Source organism: Streptomyces sp. NPDC006610 (genome assembly GCF_040611575.1).
Classification (GTDB): Bacteria; Actinomycetota; Actinomycetes; order Streptomycetales; family Streptomycetaceae; genus Streptomyces.
This window is the reverse complement of sequence record NZ_JBEXOP010000001.1, coordinates 291868-315444: the sequence shown is the minus strand read 5'-3', so window position 1 is coordinate 315444 and position 23577 is coordinate 291868. Positions and strand designations below refer to the sequence as shown.

Here is a 23577-nt window from a genome sequence, read left to right as displayed (position 1 = left end):
GGCTCACGGCCTACGCGCGCGATCACTCGTACTCGCGCAGCATCTCCTCGATCTTGCGGTTGGCTATCTCCTGCCGTCCGTCGATGCACTTGGCGTAGCGGCTCAGCAGGACCTCCACGCTGTTGCCCGCACGTTCGGCGACTTCCGTCGGGTCCACCCCGGAGTTGAGCCAGGTCGACAGCGCCGAGTGTCGGAGGTCATACGGGCGAGCCGCGAGCGGAGAGGCGACCGCGGCCGGCGGAAGCGCCAGCGCACGGGCCTCCTGCCAGACGCGGTAGTACGTCGAGGAGCCGACCACTCCCCCACGCTCGTTGGTGAACAGCCGCCCATCCTCGGCGGTGCCGAACGTGTCGAGGGGCTGCCGGAGGATGGCGACGAGCTGGGGCGGGATCGGGACGAGCCGGACCTCTTCCGCCGGCCTGTTCTTGAGGCCCCGGTCGTCGTGGGTCTCACCGGAGTCCGTCCACTGCTTGCCGACACTGGGACGCGTCCGGTTGAGCAGCACCGTCCCCCAGCCGACCTCGGGCAGCTTCAGGTCTGCACTGGTGAGGCCGACGGCCTCAGCCGGACGCAAGGCGCCGTAGTACATACAGGCGAACAGGCCGACGAGTCGGCGACCACGTGCCCGGCCATACCCACCGACGTACGAGATCGCAGTCAGCAGGGAACGGGCCTGCGCGGGATTGGCGACCACCCGGGGATCGACTTCCCCGGCCACCTTCGGTTTCTTCCAGCGGATGCCCGTGATCGGATTCTCTTTGAACTCCCCGATGTCCACTGCATAGTGCAGCGCATTGACGAGCGTTCGACGCTTGCGCCGGACGGTCTCCGCGGCTGCCGCCGTCCCGTCGAGCTTCAGCTTGAGCGAATCCAGGACGGCCCTGCCGATCGCAGCGTCACCGAGGTCCGAGAGCGGACGCGATGCCTTGGCCACCCAGTGCAAGGTGTTCGCGATCTCGGTCGGCAATTCGCGCTCGTCCGGTCCGGGAAGGACGAAGGCCCAGTTGCGAAGCGCCCTCCTGATCAGTTCCTCGGACGGCTGCCCCGGACGCTCGTCAAGAAGGGCCATCGTCATGGCGGTCAGGGCCTCATTGATCCCGTTGCGTGTGTTCGGCGCCGCGTGCGGCCACTTCATGGCGAGGTACTTCAGAGCGAAGGCGTACCAGGTCATCGAAGCTGCCTTTTCGACCATCGAGTCGGGCAGTCCTGTCTCTGTGTCGAACTCTTCGCCAGCATGGGCGGCGCGGAGCAACTTGGAACGGTAGTGGTCCGCAAGCCCTTTGGTGCGGAACTGTTCGGAGAACACGTTCCCGGCAACGGTCCATCGGACGTCATAGGACGACTTCTTGGTGTTCCTCTTCCGGACGCCCCACACCTTTACGTCGAGAGACTTCACGCCGCCGCCTCCAACTGCCGCAGCCAGGCGGTGCAGTCACTCCGCCACACCCGGAGCTCCCCGTTGGGCAGCTTGAACGCAGCGGGGCCCTGCCCCAGCTCGCGCACCGGTAGAACGTCCGGCGAGAAACACCGCCCAGCTCATCCAGGACTTGGCGAACAGTCATCAGCTCATCGCGACGGTGGTCCATGTCGGTTCTCCTTCCGTTCCGGAGGCGGGTTCGAGGGTTTCGGCGAGCCAGGCTTCGGCGTCGGTGAGGCCGGTTCCGGCGTAGACCCAGTGCGCGAGGACGAGGGTCGTGTCCGGGTCGGTCTCGGCCGCTGCCAGGGCCTGTGCGCGGCGCCATTCGGCGCGGGCGTCGCGGAGGGCGCCGAGGGTGGTGGAGTAGCGGCGGGACTTGGTGGAGAAGTGGCCGCGGAAGCCGAGCATGTGGGCCCAGGCCCGCAGGCGGAGGTGTTCGAGGTCCTTGCGCGCGCCGAGGGTCCAGGCGGTGCGGATGAGCCGACGGGCGTGGTCGCTGATGTCGAGCTGGGCGAGTTCGGCGAGGAACCTCAGCGGCCGGTCCAGAGCTCCCGTCGCGGTCTCGGCGCCCTTGGTGGCGTACTTGGCGATGTACGCGGCGACGGCCCGCTCGGTCAGCTCCTTGCCGCCGTCGAAGTCGGCCGAGCGGATGGTGCGCACATCGAGCTGACGGCCGAAGGCCAAGGCGTGCGCCCGGCCGTCGATGACCGGGCCGTCCACGCGGGCAGCGTTGGCGGCGGCCCGGATGGCGTCGGTCAGCAGTTCGGCGGTGGCCCAGGCGGGAGGCGGGGTGTCGCCGCCCTCGGGGCCGTCGATGCGGATGACGGCGTGGAAGTGGACGGCGCCGCGCTTCTGGTACTCGGCGACCTTGGCGAAGGACACCCGGGCGTACTCGCGGAAGGCCCGCTGGGTGAGTCCGGCGCGCTTGGCGACTTCCCGGCGCAGGTAGATGGAGAAGCGCCGCCACAGCGGACCGGCGTGCGCGTTCCAGAGGACGGCGGCTTCGTAGTCGTAGGTGTCCGGGTCGAGCGGGGTACCGAGGGCGGGGTCGTCCTGGTCGTGGAGCGCGCCGCAGCGGCAGCGGCGGGCCGATCCGGCCGGGCCGGTGGGGCGGTTGTGGACCGGGCCGAAGCTCGGCGCGGTGAAGGTGGCGAAGACGCGCGGGTGTGCGGCGACACGTTCGGGGACGCCCTTGCCGCCGCGCAGTCCGGAGGTGATCAGGTGGAAGGTGTCGCGGCGGTACACCTCAGCGCAGGCCACGCAGCGGGTCGTGCGGCGGTTGTTGCAGCGGACCAAGAGGTGACCGGCCGGGAGGCTGGAGGAGTCGAGGTGGTGGAGGACGGTGCCGATCTCGCCGGTGCGGGTGTCGACGGCGTACTCGGTGCGGTGGCCGTCGAGGCGGATCGGGTGCGTGCAGCCTCCGAGGCCGGCGAGTTGGCGCAGGAGGGCGGGCATGGTGCCGAGTGCGGCCAGTTCGCCGAGTTCGTGGAGCGGAGGCGGAGTGGCGCGGGTGATGATGGCTTTCTCCTTCTGGTTCGACTGGAGGGAGAGAGCCCCCGGGGGCGGCGGATGCTTGGCGGTATCGAGGCCGCCCCGGGGGTCCGGTGCGTCAGCGGCGGTGCTGGTCGCGGAGCAGTGAGCGCAGGACCACGGCGGCAACGGCCACGGAGATGGCCGTGACGGCGACGGCGGCCAGGAGCGCGGTCAGCACGACACCGCCGACGAGGACGGCCGCGACCGCTCCGGTACTGACGGATATCTGAGGGACAGGCCGCCGGGTGGGCATCTGGTCGGCCGCGGTGTGGGTGTGCGCGGGCAGCGGTGTCGGGTGGTCGGGGTACTTGGGCAGGAACACGGCGAAGCCCTCCTTGCCTACTCGTCTAGTCATGTGAGCCGTTGACGATGTCCACTCCGGAGCGCGTGCCGGACTCGATGGCGGGGGCCATGAAGGTATCCGAGAGCCAGAAGCCGAAGAGGGCGATCAGGACGACGATCCACGTGCGGACGCCGAGGAACTTGACCGCTCCCCAGGCGAAGAGGCCGAGGAGGACGACGAGCGGCAGGCTGACGGTCACGGTGTGCGGGTCCCTTCAGCGGACGGGGCAGCGGTGGGTACGGGCGGCCAGTTCGGCGGCGGCGCGGCTGTCGTAGTCGGCGGAGAAGCCGCAGCGCGGGGCCGTGCAGGCGGCGGTGTGCTTCTCCCGGCCGCGACCGTCGTAGGACGTGCCGACCTGGACGGGGCCGATGCGGCTGACGTTGCGGAAACGCTTCGGTGCAGGCATGGTCAGTTCTCCTGTCGCAGGCTGGGGCCGGGGAACTCGCGCAGGATCCGGGCGGCTTCCCTAGGGTCCGACGTGCGGTCGGCAGCTTCTTCGGCGAGGAGCCGAGCAAGCGCCGACCGACCGCTCACGGCCATCTCACGGGCCGCTTCGAGGTAGTCGGCGGCCGTGTTGAAGCAGAAAGGCATGGTTCTCCTTTGTCAGTCAGGTGAGCTGGGCGGCGATGGCGTCGGCCATGGGCGGCGGGACGCCGAGGCGGGCGCGCAGGGTCGAGGTGTCGATGGCCGTTCCGGTGCGGGCGTGGTGCTCGGCGGCGACTTTGCGGGCGTGCTCGACCAGGGCGGCCGGGACGGCGACCGGCGGCGGGGCCGGAGGCGGAGTCGGTACCGGCTCGACCGTCGGAGGTGCCGGGGATTTTGGTGCGGGATCGGGCGCGTCCTCCTGGTCCTCGATGTCTTCGGGCACCTCCTGGCCCACGGCGTCACTGGTCTCGTCGTGCGTGGTCGGCGACGAGTGGACGAGGAGGGTTCCACCGAGGAAGGCGACCGCGGGCCAGCCCGCGACGAGGATGCGGAGCCAGGCCGGCACGTGGTCCAGGTCGAGCAGTCCGGCGGCGGCAACGTTCGCGCCGAGGGACGCGGCGAGGGCGATCAGGAACCAGCACCACCCGGCCGCTTTCGCGTCGCCGGACCGCAGCCGACGCCAGGCGGCGACGAGCAGCAGGTCGACCGAGACGGGATAGGCCCACGCCTTCCACCCGTCCTGTCCGGCCGCCAAGGCGACGTCGTGCAGATGGGCGAAGGACAGCGCGGCGGCGATGACCGCTTGGACGAGCACCGCGTCGACACGGGCCAGGTGGGCGCGCATGCTGCGGCTCCTTCCGGGTTCGGGCATGGGAGGGGTAGGGACATGGCGTGAGGCGGTCACGCCGACCGGGGATAAGCGGGGACGCGGGTCAGTCGGTCACCGGGCGGGGCCGCACGACCGGGCTCGGTGTCTCAGCAGGCTGTAGGGGCGCGTCGGGCCGGAAGGGCTTGAGCGCGGGCAGGTCGGGGACCAGGTGGGCCGACTGGCGGCAGGTCTCGGCGGCGTCGCCGAGGGAGAGGTACGGCGTGCGGATGCGGGACCAGCCGCCGGAGGTGTCACCGGCCACGGCGAGGCCGGGCCGTTCGGGGGCGATGGCGCAGGCTGCGGAAACTGCCTCGGGGGCGATGTCGCCGAGCGCCATCTTGGCGGAGGCTTCGTCGTTGACGCGGTGGCAGACGCGGCCGGTGAGCTGGGCCCGCAGCATGGTCGCGCCCTTGCCCAGTTCGGCGCCGAAGCGCTGGCCGCAGACCTTCAAGTAGATGCCGGCGGCCCGGCCGAGCTGGGCGAGCCGGATGAGTTGGGTGACCATCTCGTCCCGGCGTTCCTCGTCCTTCCTCGTCGCGACGAGGAAGAGTTCGGCCACCTCGTCGACGAACAGCACGACGGGCACCGGGCGTTCGTGCTCGGGCAGGCCCCAGATGTCGGACGTGATCTCCTCGTCCGGCGTGCTCGGCGCGATGCCCTGCCGAGCCTTGATCAGGTCGTACCGGTCCTCCATTTCCTTGATGAGCACGGGCAGCAGCTCGGCGGCCTGCTCCGGGTCGGTGGCGAGCGCCGACAGGCGCGGGGCGAAGGGCGCCAGTTCCACGCCCCGCTTGCAGTCGATGCCGACCAGGGCGACGGGCTGACGGGCGAGACCCGCTATGAGGTGACGCAGGTACATGGATTTGCCGGACAGCGTGGCGCCAAGGGTGAGTTGGTGCGGCACGGTGCGGTAGTCGCGTACGAACGGAGTGGCGTCCTCGCGCAGCGCGACCGGCACCCGGAGCAGGTCCGTGCGGAGCTTGCGCGGCATACGCACCCGCCGTAGCACGTCGAAGCCGACGAGCCGCAGTTCGACCACGCCCGGCTTGATCGTGGTCACGTAGACGGCGTGGACGCCCCACGCGTGCCGCAGCCGTTCGGCGGAGGCGGCCACGTCGGCGGGTTCCTGCCCCGGGGCGAGCCGCAGGCGGACCCGCAGTCCCGTCGTGGTCGGCCGGATGATCCCCCGGCGCGGCGGTACCGGCCGGATCTCACGGCGGGTGGTGGCCTTGACCGCCAGGACCCGCAGCCGGGAGGGAGCCACGGTCAGCCCGCACGCCTCCATCACGGAGCCGTAGGAGCCGAGCAGCCGGACCGCGGACACCGGTAAGCCGACCGACGCGAGGGACCAGACGGCATGGCTCGACAAGTACCGCCTCGAAACTGACGACTTGGCGTTGGACTACGAGAACGCACGAGCCTCCATTATACTCCTCGCCGAAGCTGGCCGTATCGACGGCGCCATGGAGTCGCACCTCGCACGCATTGACGCGATCCTCGACGCGATGAGCGGGGCGGAGCAGGCGCCCAGGTGGACGTACGAGGCACTGATGGCCGACGCAGGGTGGCTCAAGGTGCGCCAGCTGGCACGGGCGGCACTCACCGAACTCACCAGTACTTGGCAACAGCCGTTGCCCACCCTGAGGATCTACGGTGTCTCTCAAGACCACCCGGGGCGTCTCCGGGCCGTCAAAGAGGCTCAACGACGACCAACGCTGACAACCACCGACAGCTAAGTCGCAGGTCACAGCGTTGATCGATTACGCGGCCGCAGGTCAGAGACCCCGCCCTGCACTTCTTCGGCTACTGGTCGCACACCGCGGCGCTCGACTCGCCCATTGAAATCCAGCCCAAAGCCGTTCCACCAGCCGCGTCGCTATCCTCTCGTGATGTCCTCATGCGCGTTCGAGCTACCTCAGACACGCGTCACGCTGATCGACGAGCGCGGCGAGAAGCCACCCACGGCACCAAATCCTTACCAGGGAGCTCAAGCCCAGATGCACGAACTCTCTGAACAACAAAGCGGAGGCGGAGGGATTTGAACCCTCGATGGGCTTTAAGGCCCAAACCGCATTAGCAGTGCGGCGCCATAGACCGGACTAGGCGACGCCTCCAGCGCAACCGCCGACACGGCTGCTGCATGTACATGGTGGCACACGCGAACACGCTGCCACCAATGTCAGCACACGATACTCAACAGTCGGGTCGCAGGTCAAAGCCACCCCGTCGATCAGGCCCGGTGAGCAAGGCACCATGGCCTACCGTCTTGGGGTGCGTAACGAGGGCAAAAGGTCAACCGAGCTCGTACAGCGGATAGCCGGTCCCGGCACGCCGAGGGTCTGCGCCGCCGTGTTGCTCGGAGCCCGGCGTCCTTTCATCGCCCGGCTACACGCGCCGGCAGCGCCCGCTGCGTGGCGGGTTGGCGAAAGCTCAGCCAGGCGCAGGCGGGCCATGGCCACCGACACCCTAGGTCGTAACGACTGGCAGGAAGCTTTCGGACCAGCCCGGCCAGCTACCGCCGCCAAGTTCCTCGCTGCATGCCTGCTACACCTGGAAAGGTCCTACCGTCGTGGCGAGAGTATTCGAGCAACTCACCGAAGAGTTGGCGTGAGAGCCGACCCACGGCAGGATGAACCGTGGCCGCGCGGGCCTGCTTGGTGTCCACACGTCAAGAACCCGCGCGGCCGTCTTCATACCACGATCCACCGGCACCAATCGCTGAGAAAGCCACTAATTATTTTCGCCACAGCACACACATCAGCCAGGTCGGTCATGGAGTGGCCCCAAGCTCGACGCGGTGAGGGGGGCGAAGACACGCGGGTAGTCGCGGACGGTGCGCTGCTCCCGCCCCGCCCGCATACCAAAGTCCCCCGACGGTCGGCAAAGCTTTGACTCGACGACTACGGCTTCGACTCGGTCGCATCAGTAGTGGAGGTTGACTCACGCACAGAACGGTCATTCCACGCATAACAACACATATACTATCTATTCATAGTCGACCCTCTAACCACATCAGCGGATCACTCACGCCGAAGCCAAGTAGCTGGCCTATTCTGTACGGGCTCGATGATCACGACTTTTGAGAGAGGCGGACGTGAGCGAGCCGACATCGGATCCGGCACTGGCCGAAGCACTAAGCGAAGCAGTCTCCAACGCGCCAGCCGCGCCCAAAGCACCGCAGCTCGACCCAAATGACCCGCTGACCTCTCTGCGTCAGCGAGTCATTGAAACCCTGCAGGCCATGCCTTCTTACTTCAAGTTCGACACAACAATTGAGGGGGTGGATGCCACTGACCTACAGAATGCGAACACGCTCCTAGGAGCGAGCATCGAGGTCCAGGTCGTTGCGACTCTTAACCGTCTGCGCGAGCTTTGGGACCCGAAACAGGAATGGCAAGGTTATAGATTCGAGCGACAATCACAGACATTTCCGGATGTCCGGCTCATTCAGCGCATCGGAGCAAATACCGACATTGCCCTTGGTATCGAACTAAAAGGGTGGTACCTATTTAGCAAAGAAGGTGTCCCGACCTTCCGCTTTTCGAGTACGCCACATTCGTGCGCGGACCATGACCTACTCTGCGTCGTGCCTTGGCACTTTAGCAACGTGACGTCAGGTACACCGGTTGCAAGAGACCCCTGGGTAGTCCCCGCCAAATGGGCGGCCGAGTATCGAAATTACTGGTGGATGTATATCCGGCGGGCCAAGAATGGGATGGTTGGAATCACAAGCCCACCAAACGCACGCCCATACCCCACCAAGGATCAGCAGATTTCAGACGTTCCAGACTCGGACGGGGGTAAAAATTTTGGGCGCCTTGCACGAGTCAAGGGCTTGATGGACACATTCATTGCTGAGGCACGATCCCAAGACGCCCTAGGTATCCCTATCCGCGACTGGGTGACCTTTTTTGCTCGCCACAGCGACTCATCGGATGCCGATGCCGTCCATGCTGCCATAGCAGAGGAGCTGAGCGTCCACCGTGCACGCGTTTCCCGCGAGAAAGCTGAGCGTGTCGCCAGTTTGATTCAAGAAATCTGCGATCTGCTGGATAGCGAGGAGTAAGAGAATCCCTGCACCTGAACGTGTGGGTGCAGGGATCATCAAAGCAACGCTCAGGCATCGTTTTCGGTAAAGCCCTCCACGGCTTCCTCTTCTCTCTCAGGATCCGCGCTTTCAGCGGCGATGCTCAGTCGTTCGTGCGCCAACTCCTGGAAGCCCTCGTCAATCTCAGCAACGAAGGCCCGACGACCAAGGGCAACAGCCGCCACGGATGCAGAGGCCAGGCCCCCAAATGGCTCCCATACAACATCGTCCGGATCGGTAACAGCGGATACAATTCGCTCCATGAATTCGAGCGGCTTCTGGTTTAGATGCGCTGCTGAACCTTTAGTTGGCTTATAAACGCGAGGGGCTGCACGTCGCAAAGTCCCTTTCAGCCGCTCATTGTCGTGCAGCGGACCCCGAGCCCAAACGTTAGTGTAGCCATGTCGATGGTGCCACTTATAACGAAGCGCATCCCACTCTTTCGCCGATACGGGGCGTTCACCATCGAGACTGTAGTAAGGTCGATCGGTTTTGGCACCGTGCAGCTCCGCGTAGGCGGCCAACTTCTCCAGCATTTCCCCCGGAGGCCAATACCAGAGCCAATCCTGGGTAAGATACTTACGGGTGGCGGCGTTCTTCACCTCACACGCCTCATTTGCTTTGCTTAGGGCGAGTCCCGCTCGACGCCACTCCGCCCTCAGCCACTTCTTTACGGACATTGTTTCAACATCCGTCGAGATTTCAAAACGTCGTTGGTAAAGCGCACACACTTCGGTCACTACAGGAAATCGTCGGATGGTCTTACCGTTGACATTGCCAGCGATATGTGCAACACCCTTATCCCATGTGATCAGTTGTACGTAATCCCACCCATTATCCACCAGGAGTGGGTGGACCGTGGCCCAGCCGACCTCTGTGTTCCAGAACCAAAGGGTGGTGGCGGGGCTAGAGGCCGCTGACCATGCCTCCACGTGAGGGCGGTACCACTCGACGAGCCCTTCTGGCCCCGTCGTGTCTCCGTGGAAACCTCGTACGCCGTATGCGCCGTCACTAATGATAGTGGTTGGAATGTCCCACTTGTCATAAGCTTCCAAGGCATTGCCGCGATGAAAAGTGAACGGGGGCTTTGGCATAAACTCTCCCTCGCAGTTTAACGAGGCCGGCAAGGAGGTCACTCGTCATCTAGTCAACCGGCATCTAACCCGGTAGACAATACCACACTTAGAGTGGGCGCTCATTACCTTGCAAGTCGTGAGCATCCCAGCCAAGCGGTCAGTTCATCGCAGAGATGACAGCGCGTATACAGCCCATCCAGCGGAACTCTACGATACCCGACGCAATAGGACGCTCCAGTAAAGGTCAAGCAGTTCTATCGGCGGAGCTCCACGCTGGTATCTGAACGGACCGGAAAATGGCGGTCAGGGGCAGCCTCACGAGCTCGCCCCTGACCACCATTGACAGTCACCCTAGCTTGCGCAAGGGATATGCGGCAGAGCCATCCTGTGTCTACTCGAAGATAGCTTCTACTCGCTTTAGTGCTGTGCTCCACTCGCGCTCAAGCACAACGTTGAGTTGAGTTTCGATATCGCGTCGTTGCGGTTGTTGAAACCATTCGCGGTTTCGACGCAAGACACGGTGAAGATACCCCGGCCCCCGACCCCACTCGTCGACATTGTCACTCCAAAATGCCGAATCCTCACGGAGCTGATCTCGATAGTAGGTAAGGCCGGCAAGCTGGACTTTTCGCAACAGATCATCGTAGGCCTTGGACATGAGCTGGCGTGCCTGAGACAACAGCTCCTTTGCCTCGGGCATGGAGTGAGACAGAGCACCACACATGCCGTCGAACTCAGTGACCCACCCTTGCAGGGCCACCACTGCAGCTTTTCGCATTCCGTGGCCGAGTTGGTGCGTGTAGCTCAGCGAGCGCCATTCCCCTTCCCTACGTACGGCCGCGTTAACCGTACTAGCATGTACGCGCTCGATTTCTTCCAGAAGCGTGTCGTGGATATGCCCGGTAGTTTGAGGGGGCCTTGCATGTTGGCTCATCCAGCTGGCAAGGTGTCTCCCGGCGTCCCGCTGAACCGCTTGGACCTGCTCCCGTTCGGCGTTGTCCAGAAGGGACTGCGTCCGGCACAACACATCATCCAACTGACGCTGGAACCGGACTCGTGTCTGCATTACGCGATCTCGAAGGAAGGTGCGAAGGTCTTCAGGCTCGTCTTCACGTGAGTTGAAGAAGAAGCAAGGAAGTTCATCGAGCCGGTACGGCGTGAGGGCATTGCGAACCTGCTCATTCTTGAGCTCGTATCCGTCCTCTTTTGTCTCGACTTGGAATCCGAGCTCATCCTTAACGGCCAATGCTTCGTCAGGGCGAGCTAGGACAAGAAGACCGGCGTTGAGTTCGATCTGCTTGTTGTCGATTTCGCGCGCCCGCTTGAGGAGATGCTGCACGGACTCCGACGGGGCGTCGTTGAACCCGGAGCACAGAATTGCTACCGTGTGTGGATCTTCCAATAGCTCCTCGAGATCACCTCGGGCCGAAGGTTGATCGATTCCACGGGTATCAACAATGCTAACCTTGAGATCGTCGATCTCCAAAACTTCAGGCACGACAAGATCGATCCGCGCTGGCAGAGAAAAGTCTGGATGTCGTCCGTTATTAATCCGCGCGAAGGTAGATCGCATCCAGTCCAAAGGGGCTTCAGTGAGCTCCGGGCCGTGCCACTCGTCTCGTCGATCACGGCGATGCAATCCCATGCGAGTCAGCACTTCGACTACAAGATCGCGCCTTTGCGGAAGTGCCTCAGTCAATTCTTTGGCCGGATCCCTGGTTACGAGCTTTCCGTCCTCATTTTTGCTGCGCTTTTGTGTGAGGCCGGCCATGTTCCGGATAGCTCGTTCCATCTCACGTGGAACCGACGACCTACCATCTTCGTCGCGTGCATGCTGACCCGCCTGCCTGATTTGATCAACAAAGTCCTCCACATCTGACCAAATGTCATCGTGGCTCCGCGGCTCGACAATTATCCCGTATCTCGGTCCGCGGTTCAGATGGACTTCACAGAGCGTGCTTCCACCAGCGCCCGTCTCGAGTACGGGCTCCGTGCGCCCCTGTGGGTCGCAAGTCTCGAGGCTCGTCGCGCGACAAATCACCGTAGATTTTCCGATACCGATGCTACCGATAAAAGCAATTTGGTGGTCACGCCGAAATAGTTGGTTCGCCAGTCCCAAAATTTCCTTTTGGTACTCTTCCAACCTCGCCCGAAACGCGGGCGGCACCTCAGGAGAGGACCCCGCCTCGACCAAAGCGGCCGTCATCTCCTCGGCACGCCAGAGCAAGTGATGGTCCGGGTGATCTAGTGCTGGTGTTGGCAGATGCTGCCACTCTCGTGCGAGAACAGTCGCTAGCTCGGCTGCCTCCACAGTACCGATGGATTTCAGAAGAATTTCGAGCTCGTCTCCCGAGACTGAGCGCTCGCCTGCCTCGACGCGCGAGAGCACTGCCTGACTCCACGTGACCTCGCGCGCGAGTTCGGCTTGCTTCATTCCAGCGCGCTCGCGCAGTTGGGCGAGTCGATGGCCTAGCTGGACTCCAGTAAAGCCATGCATGATCGGTAAGGCCCCCTCCGACACTGACGATGGCGCAAGCTTGCAGCAACGTTGCGGTGGCGTCAACTGTGCCTTGGAAGAGGGGTGATGCGCCGCCGTCCGGGCAGCAAGCCGTGACGTGCAACTCCCCGGGATAGCTTCATGCCGATTGGCCGGCAAGCCCCACCTCCGCATATCGAGCGCGACATGAGGATAAGTCATGGACTATGCGTGGACGGAGCGTCGTCAAATGCGCTCTTTTGGTCCCCTGATCAGCGAAGATGCTAGAGACACACGCGCCCTCCGGAGCCGTTGGCCAAGGCCCAACGCCCGGGCGTTGCAATCAGAGAGCTGAACCGCAGAGACGCAGAGCCGTGCCTCGTTCAAGCAGACAGAGCAGCATATTGCCCGATCAGATCAAGCACCCGCCCACCACCAGTCAGATCAGCAACAACGTGATCCGCCCCAGCCGCCGCAAGCTCCCCAGCCGACGTAGTACCTGACGCCACGGCAATGACGCTCGCGCCACCTTCCCGCCCCGTGCGGACGTCTTCCAGGGAGTCGCCGATGATCACGGTCGAGCGGCGGGTGAAGGTCTGGCCGTAGCGGGTGCTGGCTCGTTGTTGGGCCACTCGCACGAGGGCCGGCCGGTGGGAGTTGTCCGACGCGTAGCCGCCGATGGTCAGGTCCAGGTGTTCGGCCAGTCCCAGGGTTTCTAGCTTGGTTTCCGCGCTGCCTCGCAGGTTGCCTGTGACGACCGTTGGGATCAGTTCGGGCCCCGCCGTGTGGAGACCTGGACCGGTGTCGGCGTCGCCGGTAACGAGTCCGTCGGCGGCCTGCAGATGTACGTCGCGACGATGGTCCCCGGGTACTGCAACATGTTCATCGATCCGGAGCTGGCAACTGGCAAGATCGGCCCCACCCGTCTGAACTTTTCCCTCGTCGCGGTCGACGGCCCGAACCTCGCCTACGTCGTGGTGCGCCGCAGCGACGACCGGAAGAGCGCCGAGTTCGGCGTTCACGCCTTCGGCCCCGACGGCGAGGGGGCCGCGTACCGGCTGGCCGACGCCGTCCGTACCTGGGGCAAGGAACACCGCCGCGGCCCCGGTCCGGCCATCGCCGTTCATCCGGCAGGCACCCCTGACGAGCTGATCTCCGGCGAGCGGGTCATCGACAAACGCCACCGCCGGATCTCGATCTCCTGGCCCGCCGTCCCTTGACGGACCAGCGGGCCGGGTTGCCCTGCACCATCCCCTTCGATCTCACCAGGAGAGTGATCACATGACTGCTGCCGTACTCGACGCCGTGACCGGGCCGGATCGGACCGCACTGACGGACGACGAGTTCGACCTCGACGTCCAGGTCGTCATCAGCGAAACCGGGCTGGCCGCGTTCAACTGCGCGACCAGCGACGGCTGCGGTGACACCTGTGCCAACGGGGCCAGCTCCTGCGTCTCCTCGATCGAGGACGCCGCCTAGACAGTCCCCTTCGCCGCCGGGGCCGGCGCCGCGTGCCGGCCGACGCCCCGGCGGCGCCTGTAGCCGCGCCCACCCACGGGGGAGCCCATGGCACACCGATCATCCAGCACCTACCAGTGGCAGCCCGCCCTTCTGCTGCGGGCGTCGACCGCACCACGACCCATCCCCGTCCCCGACATCGACCCGCACACCGACGACATCGCCGCTGAGGGACGGCAGTGGCTGTCCCAGGTCTGGCGCGACCCATTGCCCGAGGCTGTCGCCGTCGCCAGTCCCGTCCTCTGCGGGCGGGTCACCGCGATCCTGGACGGCACGCTGACCGAGGGGCGTCGCATCCGCCGCGCCGTCCAGTCCGTCGGCGCGTATCTGCTGCGCTGGAATCACCGGCCCACTCCGTTCGGAGTGTTCGCAGGAAGCGCTCCCGCCCGGCCTGCCGACGAACCCCGCATCGACTGGCAGGCCGGCTACCGCACATGCCTGCGCCCCGATGCCGACTGGCTGGCCGAGGTCATCACCCAGCTCGAAGCCGACCGGGCACTGCTGGCCCGGCTGACCGTCGTGGCAAACAACACCGGCCATCGGCGCGGAGACCGGCATGTCGTCACTGGTAAGCCGACCACGGGACGCACCAGCGGTTACGCGCCTGTCGAGGTGTCCGTCCGCCACACCCTGCCCGTGGCCGCGACCCTGGACGCGGCCCGAGGCCCGATCCGATGCAGTGACCTCCTGGCCCTGCTCGCGGACCGGTTCCCCACTGCCCGTCCGGCCCGGCTCGAACAGCTCATCGCCGACCTGGTCGACCAGCACGTGTTGATCAGCAGCCTCTGGCCGCCCATGACCGAAGCCGACCCCCTTGATCACGTGTGCGCGCAGCTGGAGCTAGCGGATGCGGCCACTTTGCCCGGCATCGGGGCCCTGGCCGCACAGCTCAGCGGAATCCACGGCCTGATCGACCGGCCCGCCGTCACCGTTCCCTGGGCCGCCGACTCCCGCCTCGTCCAAGCGATGCACCCCGTCAGCCGCATCGCCCCCACTCCCGTGCGGGTCGACACCGCTCTGCGTTGCGCCGCAGACATCCCAGAGGCCCTGCTGACCGAGGCCGCCGAAGCAGCCCAGATCATGGCCCAGTTGTCGCCGCATCCGTACGGCTATCCGCAGTGGCGCGACTACCACCGGCGGTTCCTCGACCGGTACGGGGCCGGAGCGGCCGTACCCGTGCTGGAACTCACCTCCGACAGCGGACTCGGCTACCCCGCTGGGTACCTCGGATCCGACCGCTCCCGCGCTTCCTACCAGTGGACCCGGCGGGATGAGGTGATGCAACGCCTCCTCCAGGAAGCGTCACTGGCCGGCCGCACCGAACTCCTCCTCACCCGGGAACACATCGCCGAGCTGACCGCCGATCACGCCGGTCCCCTCCGGACCGCGCCACGGGCCGAGATCGCCGTCGAGATCCTCGCTCCCACCCCGGACGCCGTCCGACGCGGCGACTACCGACTGCTCGTCACCGGAGCGCCCAGACCCGGCAGCAGCATGCTCGGCCGGTTCGCCCACCTGCTGTCGCACGACGACCGGGCCGCGCTCAGCGACAGCTACGCGACCGCCACCCCCGACGCGGTGCCGGCGCAGCTGTCGTTCGGTCCGCGTCGCCGCCGCAACGAGAACGTGGCCCGCGTCCCCCAACTGCTGCCTCACACCATCCCCCTGGCGGAACACCCGACACCTGGGCCCGGAGTCATCCCCTTGGACGACCTCGCCGTAACCGCCGACGCGGACCACTTCCACCTGGTACGCGTCTCGACCGGCCAGCACGTCGAACCCCGTGTTCCCCACGCCCTCGAAGCATCTGTCCACACGCCGCCGCTGGCCCGGTTCCTCGCCGAGATCACCACCGCACGCACCGCCGCTTACAAGTCCTTCGCCTTCGGGGCCTCTTCGACCCTGCCCTATCTCCCTCGCGTCCGGTACCGGCGGACCATTCTGCGTGCCGCCCGCTGGCTGCTCTCCGCCGACGGGCTGCCCGCTCGTTCGGCGTCGATGACCGCCTGGAACAAGGCCTTCGACCAGTGGTGTGACCGGCTCCGCGTACCCGACCGGTTCGCCCTGGTGGAGAACGACCAGCAGCTCCCGGTGGATCTGACCCGGCACCTCGAACGCGCGCTGCTGCGGTCCTGCCTTGATCGCGTCGGCCTAGTGGAGCTCCGCGAGACCTTCGGGCCGCAGGACCGAGCCTGGATCGGGCGGCCCCACGAACTCCTCATCCCCCTTGCCCACAGCGAGACGGTGTCCGGCGGACCCAAGCCGCCGCTTGCACCCGTCCTCCGCACGACACCCCGCGGTGAGGAACACCCGGCAGTCCTGCACGCTCGGTTGCGCGCCCACCCACTGCGGTTCAACCAGATCCTCACCTCACACGTGGAGGACCTGATCACCCGGTTCCCCCGACCACCGCGTTGGTGGTTCCGACGGCACCGCGACCACGACCGTCCCGACAACGGCGGGCACTTGGCGCTGTACTTGGACCTCACCGATCCCGACGACCACGGACTGGGCGCGGTCATCATCCAGGGCTGGGCGGCCGACCTCACCCAGCAGCACCTGGTGAGCGGCCTGGAGCTGGTCCCGTACCGTCCGCACACCGGCCACTACGGCCACGGCCCCGCGCTCGACGCGGCCCACGCCGTGTTCGCCGCGGACTCGGCGGCCGCCGTGGCGCAGATCCACGCCGCCGCAGACGACGTCCCCACGGCACAGGCCCTGACCGCCGCCAGCATGGTCGACCTGGCGGTGCGGTTCACCGGCGACTGGGCGGAGGCCGGCGACTGGCTGAGGCACACGCTGCCGCGCGAGCCGGGACCGCTGGGCCGACCCCTGACTCGTCGGACCGTCGCCCTGACGAACCCGGAGGGCCTGGCCGAACTGCCCACGGGCGTGAGCGTCTCCACCGCTTGGCACACCCGTGCCACCGCCCTGACGGCCTACCGCCGACACCTCGAACACCAGGACAAGGGCCGGGTGCTCGGGTCGCTGCTGCACGAACACCGGATCCGCACTCTGCCCGACGACCCGGACCAGCAGCGCATCACCGGCCGACTCGCCCGGGCCTGCGCCCCGCATCCCCACGGCAGGCGGTCGTGACGAACGCCGACACGATCTCCCGCCGCCTGGCCCGTCCCGCTTCGCTGCCGTCGGACAAGTCCTGGCTCGGCCAGTCCCTGTCCGAGGGACCGGTGGGCACGGCCCTGCTCCACATCGAACGCGCTCTCACCGGGCAGGGCGCCTGGTCCCAGGCCCACGCCTGGATCAAGGCCGCCACCCGCACCCCCGTCAGCGTCTCCTACACCGGCGGCCTCTTCCTGGGGGCGTCGGCCGTCGCCTTCGTCCTCGGCTGCGCCGCCTACCCGGACTCGTCCCATTACCAACAGGCCCTGTCCGTCGTCGACAAGCACGTCACCGCCCTCGCACACCGTCGCGTCGATGCCGCCACCGACCGGCTACGGGGCGGTGAGCGACCCGCCTTCCACGAGTACGACGTCTTCCACGGGCTGACGGGGATCGGCGCGCACCTCTTGCGCCATCACCCGGGCAACTCCGCCCTTGAGCGGGTGCTCGCCCACCTCGTCACCCTGACTCGCCCCGTCCACGACGACCTGCTCGGCCGGGTGCCGGGTTGGTGGGTCGGCCACGACCCCGGCCTCCGCCACACCTCGGACTTCCACGGCGGCCACGCCAACCTGGGGGTGGCGCACGGCATCACCGGTCCCCTGCTGCTGATGTCCCGGGCCCTGCGCCTCGGCGTCACTGTGGACGGCCAGGAGGAGGCCGTGCATGCCGTCCTGGCCTGGCTGGAGCAGTGGCGTCAGGACGCACCGGCCGGACCCTGGTGGCCCCAGCACCTCACGCTCGACGATCTGCGCACCGGCCGCCCCCGCCAGTCAGGCCCGGGCAGACCCAGCTGGTGCTACGGAACTCCGGGCATCGCCCGCGCCGGGCAGGCTGCCGCCAAGGCGCTGCATGACGCCGTACGGCAGCACGAGTACGAGGACGCCATGGTCCAGTGCCTCACCGACCCGCGACAACTGGCCCGGCTCACCGACGGCAGCCTGTGTCACGGCTGGGCCGGGGTCTACCAGACCACCTGGCGCGCGGCCCACGACAGCGCAGCCCTTACCCTGCGCGCGGTTCTGCCGCGTCTCGCCGAGGGTCTGCGCCGATGTACCTCAGCCCCTGCCATCGGTGATCCGAGGTTGCTGCTCGGTGACGCGGGCGCAGGGCTGGCCCTGATCACAGCAGCCCGTGACGCTGCCCCCGCCTCAGGATGGGATGCATGTCTGCTGATCGACTGACGACCACCGTCCGTGCCGTCCGGGACATCCTCGCGGGAACTCCCTTGGAATCAGCCGCAGCCCGGGCCGGTTTGGAGCCCGCCGACCTGGCCGCCGCGACCGCCGTCTACCAGCAGGCGGGACAGCGAGCCCTGGCCCGGCAGGTGGGACCGCCCGCGTGGCAACAGCTGTATATGAAATTCACCGACTGGGGCGGGGCGGAACAGACGGTCGGCTCCCATCTGGCTCCCGTCCTGGACCTGGCCGTGGCGGACGGTCGGCTCACCGGCTGGTGGTTCATCCGCAAGTACCCCTGTTGGCGCGTGCGCGTCCTGCCCTCCGCTCCCGCAGAACGGATACCCTCCGCCGTCACCGATGTCCTGGACGAACTCACGGCAGCCGGCCTTCTCACCTGGTGGACCGGCACGTACGAGCCCGAGACGGCTGCGTTCGGCGGCACCACCAGCATGGCGATCGCCCATGACCTGTTCTGCGCCGACAGTCGTGCTGTGCTGACCGCCCCTCAAGGCGCTCTCGGCCGTCGAGAACTGTCCGTCCTGCTGTGCACCGCACTCATGCGCGCCGCAGGACTGGAGTGGTACGAGCAGGGGGATGTCTGGCACCGGGTCGCGCTCGACCGTCCCCTGCCCGTCGGGACAGCCTCGGGCAAGGTCACGGCGCTGGTGGACCGGCTCATGCCCTTGTTGCTCGCGAACACCAGCCCCACCGGCCCACTGCTCCGGTCCGACCGGGCGCTTCAGCCAGTCGCCGCATGGGTCGCGGCGTTCCGGGATGCGGGCGCCGCACTCGGTACCGCGTCCCGCGACGGGGCCCTTGAACGCGGTCTGCGCCATGTCATCGCCTACCACGTGATCTTCCACTGGAACCGTCTCGGCCTCGGCGCCCACACCCAGAGCGTCCTGGCCCACGCCGCCCGGGCGGCGGTCCTTCATCCACCCGAGGCAGATGGATCGTGACAGTCATAGAGCTGTTCGTGTCCGCGAGACGGTCGTTGGGAGGGCGGGTACTGGCGAGCCTCCCCCTCGACCTGGTGAGCCGGCCCGGCCCCGCCCCGGCCCCGGTCACAGGTCCAGCACCAGCCGGCTCGTCTTCGCCCGGCCCACGCAGATCATCATCGTCGTGCCCGATCTCCTCTCCTCCTCCGTCAGGACGGTGTCGTGGTGTTCCGGGACTCCGGCGAGGACCTTGGTCTCGCAGGTGCCGCACATGCCCTCCTCGCAGGAGTAGGCCACCGTCGGGATCGCCTCGCGGACGACGTCCAGGAGGGTGCGGCCGGGCGGGACGTGGAGGACCTTGCCCGTGCGGCGGAGTTCCACCTCGAACTCGCCGGTGGGCGGGCGGGGTTCCGTGTCGGGGGCCGTGAAGCGTTCGACGTGCAGGGTGCCGGCCGGCAGGATGCGGGCGCAGCGTTCCCGTACCGCCTCGATCAGCGGTGGCGGGCCGCAGCAGTAGACGGCCGTCGTGGCGGGGACGGCCTTCAGGGCCCGGTCGAGGTCCAGCAGGCCCTGGGTGTCCTGGGGGACGATCGTCACCCTGCCGGGGTCCTCGCCGGCCAGCGCCCTCAGTTCCCGGCGGTACGCCATCGAGGAGAGGGTGCGGCCGCCGTACAGGAGGGTCCAGGGGGTGGCGGTGGCCGCCGTCCGGCGGATCATGGGGAGGATCGGGGTGATGCCTATGCCGCCCGCTATGAAGAGGTAGTGGTCGGCGGGGGTGAGAGGGAAGCGGTTGACCGGGGGTTTCGCGGTCAGCAGGGTGCCGGGCAGTTGCGTCGTGTGGATCTCTTCGGATCCTCCTCTGCCGTTCCGCTCGCGCAGGACGCCCAGGCGGTAGGTCGTGCGGTCCTCCGGGTCGCCGGTGAGGGAGTAGTGGCGTATCCGGCCGGACGGGAGGCGCACTTCCAGGTGGGCGCCGGGGGTCCAGGGCGGCAGGTCCGCGCCCCGGGGGTCGGTGAGGACGACCCCCAGGACGCCGTCCGCCTCGTGGACCGTCTCTCGGACCAGGAGTGTCAGTTCCGTCATCGTCGGGACGCTTCCGGCGTCGTGGCGGGTTCGGGCCATACGCGGCACAGCGCGGCGTACACCGCTGCCGCCAGGGCGAAGGAGACGGGCAGGCTGAGGTCGACGCCGTCGGTCAGGTCGGTCAGCGGGCCGACGTACAGCGGGTTGTTGACCCACAGGATGCCGACCGCCGAGCCCGTGACGAAGGCTGCCAGGGCACGGGGGTTGAAGCCCTGCGTGTACCAGTAGCGGCCTCCCCCGCCCGTGGTGAAGGACCGCAGGTCCTCGGAGTGGTAGCGGCCTGCGTGCAGGTGGTGGCCGACCGTGAGGACGGCGGCCCACGGGGCGATCACCGTCAGCAGCAGGGTCACGAACGCGCCCATGGAGTCCATGGCGTCGTGGCGCACCGCGCCCAGGTACAGCACGATCCCCGCCAGCACCGCGACCACGGCCGTCACCGCGGCGCGGGGCGCGCGCCACACCATGGAGTTGGCCGAGAGGCCCGCGGCGTACAGGCACAGGGCACCCTGCGGGAGCGTGCCGGCGAACCCGAAGACCACGACGACCGCGGCGAACCAGCCGGGGACCTCGTCGGTGAGCCCTTGGAGCCAGGGGGTGTCGGGGCCGGCGAACACGGTGGTCACGTACGCGCCCGCGCTCAGGGCGGCCAGGGTGCTGACGAACATCGCCCCGCCCGAGTACCGCACCAGCCTGCCCGGTGGCGTGCCGGCGGGCATGTAGCGGGTGTAGTCGCCCTGGAAGGTGGCGTAGGACAGGGGCACGGTCGCCGAGGCGGTCGCCGCCAGCAGCCAGGTGTGCAGCGGGCTGGACAGGATGTGGGTCCCGCCCGCGTAGCCGGCGTCGAACTTCGGGGCGAGGACCAGGACCGTGCCGGCCAGCACCACCGCGCCGATCACCGCGGTGACGCGGTACGTGCGCACCAGCAGGTCGTGCCCGCGCACCGCGACGACGGCCACCGCCACCGCCGTGACGAACATGGCGACGGTCAGCGCGCCCGGCCCCGTCGGCGTGGAGACCAGGCGGTGGGCGGCGACCATGACGGCCGTGCCGCCGGTCCACACGGCGATGGAGAAGAACCCCAGCGCGGTCACGATGGTGATGAGGTTGCCGATCAGCCTGCCGCGTACGCCGAAGTGGGCGCCGGACGATATCGGGTCGTTGGTGCCGGTGCGGGCGCCCAGGCGGGCGAGCGGGGCCAGCAGGAGGGTGCCGACCGCCGTGCCGACCAGGATGGACGTGAACGCGTCCCACCAGCCCAGGCCGAACACCACGGGCAGCGCGCCCAGCACCACGGTGCCGAAGGAGAACTGGGCGGAGGGCCAGATCCAGCCGAACTCGGCCGGGGTGGAGGTGCGTTCCGCGTCGGGTACGGGGGCGATGCCGTCCGCCTCGGCGGGGGCCGGGCGGGGCGGCGCCGAGGTCGGCGCCGCCCCTTCGCTCAGGGTGCTCATGAGGCGTCCCGTCCCGTGTCGGGGCCGCTGCCGGGTGCGACGCCCCGGCCGGCCGGAAGACCCTCGCCACCGTCATCACCGCGCGGGCCGCCGTCCGGCGGATTCACGCCCGTCACGCCCCCGCGGCCACCGTCCGGCAGACTCGCTGCCGCCACGCTCCCGCCCGGCAGGCTGTCCACGATCCGCAGCGGATCGCACGCCGGCCCCGACGTGCGTTCGCCGCTGGTCAGGTCGAACGTCGAGTAGTGCAAGGGGCACTTGATGCGCAGCCGGTTCCCGTCGACGTGGGCGTACTTGAGCTTGCCCTGCCGGTGCGGGCACCGCGCGGCGGCCAGGAACTTGCGGCCCGCGACCTCGACGAGGACCAGGTCCTCGCTGATCTCCCGCACCGAGCACTCGGTGTCCATCAGGACACCTCCCGTGCCCGGTCGATGGCCGCCTCGGTGGCGCTGCCGACGATGAGGCTGGCGAGCCGCACGCCGGCCCAGATCTTCGGCAGGTCCGGGTCGTCCAGGGAGCGGATGGCGGTGCGCATGTGGTTGCTGTGGTACGAGTCGATGTAGAGGTGCTCGGTGTAGTACGCGTCCTGCTTGATGCCGAGCCGCCTGGCGGCGCGGGCGAAGCTCTGGAAGCCGTAGAGCACGCTGGCCTCGAAGTAGCCGTAGGCGCCCAGGAAGTACTGCGGGGACGGGGCGCGGGAGGCCAGCCAGTGGAACATGTTGACGTAGGCGTAGCTCTCCGGGCCGGTGACGTCGAGGTAGTCCTCGACGTCGGTGCTCATGCCCAGCTCCTCCAGGAGGTTGCGGTAGAGCTGGGAGTGGGACTTGTCGTCGTTGCCGCAGCCGAGTTCGTCGATCAGGACCCGGAAGACCGCCATGCCGGAGCGGTACGGCAGCCTGGGCACCACGGGCAGCAGGGACTCGGACTCGGTCAGGCCGTCGAGGGCGAACTCCCGCACCACGACCTTGAACTGCTCCAGCGTCGCCTCGTCGGCGAGGAAGGTCTCGTTGGCCGAGACCTCGGCCTCCTCCGCGGCGAGGAACTCCTTGAGCGCCTGGAGGAGGTCGCCGGTGGAGGAGAACTCGGGCGCCTCGGTCTCGAAGCCGCGGGCCAGCGGGAGGATCCACTGCTCCTCGATGTCGAGCATGGCGGCGTAGCCCTCGGCGTCGGGCACCTGCCGGTACAGCTCGTACAGTTCGCGCTGGGCCTGTTCGCGGCGCTGCTTGCCGCGCCGCACGTTGGCGACGACGGTGGCCGGGTTCACCGCAGCTCCTCGTGGACGGCCGGGTCGGCGATGACGCCCCGCGCGTGCAGTTCCCGCTTGACCCAGCGGTACCAGTCGTCCTTGAAGACGCCGTAGCGCTCGCAGACGGCGTCGACCTCGGCCTGGCGGTCGGGGCTGGGGTCGACGAGCACCGCGTTGCACAGGGCCGGCTCCAGGTTGGCGAGCGGGCCGATGAAGCCGTCGATGCCGGTGGCGGCGGTGATCAGGTTCTCCCAGCCCTCGAAGACGGGGACGCCGGTGGCGGCCTCGGCGAGTTTGCGGGTGAAGGCCGCGTCGCCGCTGGACTCCTTGATGCCGACGATGCCGGGGAGTTCGCACAGGACCAGCAGGGTGTCGTACTCGATGCGGTTGCCGGACAGCGCCTCCTCGTTGTAGAGGAAGATCGGCACGTCGGTGGCGGCGCGCAGGGTGCGGTAGTGCTCGACGATGTCGTCCTGGGTGACGTCCTTGCCGAACGGGGTGGTGACCACGACGGCGTCGACGCCCAGTTCCACGGCGCGCAGGGCGCGTCGGACGACCTGGCCGGTCTCGGGGAGCTGGATGCCGGCCAGCACCGGGAGGGCGCCGGAGTGGCGGACGGTGCAGTCGACCATGTCCGTCCACTGGCGCTCGTCGAGTTTCCAGCCCTCGCCGGAGGTCAGGGCCGGCATGAGGGCGTTGACCTCGTGGCGGACGCTGTCGATGAGGCGGGCGGCGCTGTCCTGGTCGACGGCGCCGTCGTCCCGCATGGGGGTGATCAGGGGAACTATCGTTCCGGAATACATGGCCGGGG

General features: G+C 67.6%; 22 protein-coding genes, 1 tRNA gene and 2 pseudogenes. 7 read left to right on the top strand and 18 right to left on the bottom strand.

Annotation, left to right across the window (positions count from 1 at the left end; translation table 11 throughout):
* Positions 1-22: 22 nt before the first annotated feature.
* The 9 genes and pseudogenes from ABZY13_RS01475 to ABZY13_RS01435 all read right to left on the bottom strand — a co-directional run bounded on the left by ABZY13_RS01475 (position 23) and on the right by ABZY13_RS01435 (position 5956).
* Positions 23-1396 carry a tyrosine-type recombinase/integrase gene (locus ABZY13_RS01475; protein ID WP_356626702.1) on the bottom strand — a complete coding sequence of 458 codons (1374 nt, stop codon included), beginning with the start codon at positions 1394-1396 and terminating at the stop codon, positions 23-25.
* Positions 1393-1586 (bottom strand): annotated as a pseudogene (locus ABZY13_RS01470) (excisionase). The gene ABZY13_RS01475 and the pseudogene ABZY13_RS01470 overlap by 4 nt, the downstream one beginning before the upstream one ends.
* On the bottom strand, positions 1562-2872 hold the full coding sequence (locus tag ABZY13_RS01465; protein WP_356626700.1) for a replication initiator: 1311 nt from the start codon (positions 2870-2872) through the stop codon (positions 1562-1564). Before ABZY13_RS01465 ends, ABZY13_RS01470 begins: the two are co-directional and overlap by 25 nt.
* Positions 2873-3026: 154 nt before the next feature.
* Positions 3027-3272 carry a SpdD protein gene (locus ABZY13_RS01460; protein ID WP_356626814.1) on the bottom strand — a complete coding sequence of 82 codons (246 nt, stop codon included), beginning with the start codon at positions 3270-3272 and terminating at the stop codon, positions 3027-3029.
* A 25-nt stretch (positions 3273-3297) separates the two neighbouring features.
* Positions 3298-3492, bottom strand: a complete 195-nt coding sequence (locus tag ABZY13_RS01455; protein ID WP_186784664.1) for a hypothetical protein — start codon at positions 3490-3492, stop codon at positions 3298-3300.
* Positions 3493-3507: 15 nt separating this feature from the next.
* Positions 3508-3699, bottom strand: coding sequence for a mobile element transfer protein (locus ABZY13_RS01450; protein ID WP_085478225.1), 192 nt, complete (start codon positions 3697-3699; stop codon positions 3508-3510).
* A gap of 2 nt (positions 3700-3701) precedes the next feature.
* On the bottom strand, positions 3702-3884 hold the full coding sequence (locus ABZY13_RS01445) for a hypothetical protein (RefSeq protein WP_356626698.1): 183 nt from the start codon (positions 3882-3884) through the stop codon (positions 3702-3704).
* Between the two features lie 16 nt (positions 3885-3900).
* Positions 3901-4563: a DUF2637 domain-containing protein gene (locus tag ABZY13_RS01440; RefSeq protein WP_356626696.1), complete on the bottom strand. Its 663-nt coding sequence runs from the start codon at positions 4561-4563 to the stop codon at positions 3901-3903.
* Between the two features lie 88 nt (positions 4564-4651).
* On the bottom strand, positions 4652-5956 hold the full coding sequence (locus tag ABZY13_RS01435; protein ID WP_356626695.1) for an FtsK/SpoIIIE domain-containing protein: 1305 nt from the start codon (positions 5954-5956) through the stop codon (positions 4652-4654).
* Positions 5957-5978: 22 nt separating this feature from the next.
* Between ABZY13_RS01435 and ABZY13_RS01430 the strand changes: the two genes are divergently transcribed.
* Positions 5979-6323 (top strand): hypothetical protein, encoded by a 345-nt coding sequence (locus tag ABZY13_RS01430; RefSeq protein ID WP_356626694.1) that lies wholly within the window; start codon positions 5979-5981, stop codon positions 6321-6323.
* 287 nt (positions 6324-6610) lie between these two features.
* Here the strand turns inward: ABZY13_RS01430 and ABZY13_RS01425 are convergent.
* Positions 6611-6701, bottom strand: a tRNA-Ser gene (locus ABZY13_RS01425).
* A 980-nt stretch (positions 6702-7681) separates the two neighbouring features.
* On the opposite strand from ABZY13_RS01425, the gene ABZY13_RS01420 reads away from it, so the two are divergent.
* On the top strand, positions 7682-8653 hold the full coding sequence (locus ABZY13_RS01420; protein WP_356626692.1) for a hypothetical protein: 972 nt from the start codon (positions 7682-7684) through the stop codon (positions 8651-8653).
* 50 nt (positions 8654-8703) lie between these two features.
* Here the strand turns inward: ABZY13_RS01420 and ABZY13_RS01415 are convergent, their stop codons facing one another.
* From ABZY13_RS01415 to ABZY13_RS01405, 3 genes and pseudogenes are all read right to left on the bottom strand, one after another.
* Positions 8704-9768: a DNA methyltransferase gene (locus ABZY13_RS01415; protein ID WP_356626691.1), complete on the bottom strand. Its 1065-nt coding sequence runs from the start codon at positions 9766-9768 to the stop codon at positions 8704-8706.
* Between the two features lie 373 nt (positions 9769-10141).
* Positions 10142-12247: a helix-turn-helix transcriptional regulator gene (locus ABZY13_RS01410; protein WP_356626689.1), complete on the bottom strand. Its 2106-nt coding sequence runs from the start codon at positions 12245-12247 to the stop codon at positions 10142-10144.
* A gap of 362 nt (positions 12248-12609) precedes the next feature.
* Positions 12610-13002, bottom strand: a pseudogene (locus ABZY13_RS01405) (HAD hydrolase-like protein); the annotation flags it as partial.
* 9 nt (positions 13003-13011) lie between these two features.
* On the opposite strand from ABZY13_RS01405, the gene ABZY13_RS01400 reads away from it, so the two are divergent.
* The 5 genes from ABZY13_RS01400 to ABZY13_RS01380 all read left to right on the top strand — a co-directional run bounded on the left by ABZY13_RS01400 (position 13012) and on the right by ABZY13_RS01380 (position 19007).
* Entirely contained in the window at positions 13012-13446 is a 435-nt protein-coding gene (locus ABZY13_RS01400; protein ID WP_356626820.1) for a hypothetical protein, read from the top strand.
* A 61-nt stretch (positions 13447-13507) separates the two neighbouring features.
* The gene (locus ABZY13_RS01395; protein ID WP_356626688.1) at positions 13508-13705 is read left to right on the top strand and encodes an FxLD family lanthipeptide; all 198 of its coding nucleotides are present in this window, start codon (positions 13508-13510) and stop codon (positions 13703-13705) included.
* A gap of 87 nt (positions 13706-13792) precedes the next feature.
* Positions 13793-16843 (top strand): lantibiotic dehydratase, encoded by a 3051-nt coding sequence (locus ABZY13_RS01390; RefSeq protein ID WP_356626686.1) that lies wholly within the window; start codon positions 13793-13795, stop codon positions 16841-16843.
* Entirely contained in the window at positions 16840-18051 is a 1212-nt protein-coding gene (locus tag ABZY13_RS01385; RefSeq protein WP_356626685.1) for a lanthionine synthetase C family protein, read from the top strand. The genes ABZY13_RS01390 and ABZY13_RS01385 overlap by 4 nt, the downstream gene beginning before the upstream one ends.
* The gene (locus tag ABZY13_RS01380; protein WP_356626684.1) at positions 18033-19007 is read left to right on the top strand and encodes a thiopeptide-type bacteriocin biosynthesis protein; all 975 of its coding nucleotides are present in this window, start codon (positions 18033-18035) and stop codon (positions 19005-19007) included. Before ABZY13_RS01385 ends, ABZY13_RS01380 begins: the two co-directional genes overlap by 19 nt.
* Positions 19008-19112: 105 nt before the next feature.
* Here the strand turns inward: ABZY13_RS01380 and ABZY13_RS01375 are convergent, their stop codons facing one another.
* The 5 genes from ABZY13_RS01375 to ABZY13_RS01355 are packed head-to-tail and all read right to left on the bottom strand — an operon-like array spanning position 19113 to position 23569.
* A complete protein-coding gene (locus ABZY13_RS01375) occupies positions 19113-20069 on the bottom strand; it encodes a PDR/VanB family oxidoreductase (protein ID WP_356626682.1) in 957 nt (318 codons plus the stop codon).
* The gene (locus tag ABZY13_RS01370; RefSeq protein WP_356626681.1) at positions 20066-21520 is read right to left on the bottom strand and encodes a cytosine permease; all 1455 of its coding nucleotides are present in this window, start codon (positions 21518-21520) and stop codon (positions 20066-20068) included. Before ABZY13_RS01370 ends, ABZY13_RS01375 begins: the two co-directional genes overlap by 4 nt.
* A complete protein-coding gene (locus ABZY13_RS01365) occupies positions 21517-21927 on the bottom strand; it encodes a Rieske (2Fe-2S) protein (protein WP_356626679.1) in 411 nt (136 codons plus the stop codon). Before ABZY13_RS01365 ends, ABZY13_RS01370 begins: the two co-directional genes overlap by 4 nt.
* Positions 21927-22784 (bottom strand): iron-containing redox enzyme family protein, encoded by an 858-nt coding sequence (locus ABZY13_RS01360; protein WP_356626678.1) that lies wholly within the window; start codon positions 22782-22784, stop codon positions 21927-21929. The genes ABZY13_RS01365 and ABZY13_RS01360 overlap by 1 nt, the downstream gene beginning before the upstream one ends.
* Entirely contained in the window at positions 22781-23569 is a 789-nt protein-coding gene (locus ABZY13_RS01355) for a dihydrodipicolinate synthase family protein (protein ID WP_356626677.1), read from the bottom strand. The genes ABZY13_RS01360 and ABZY13_RS01355 overlap by 4 nt, the downstream gene beginning before the upstream one ends.
* Positions 23570-23577 lie beyond the last annotated feature (8 nt).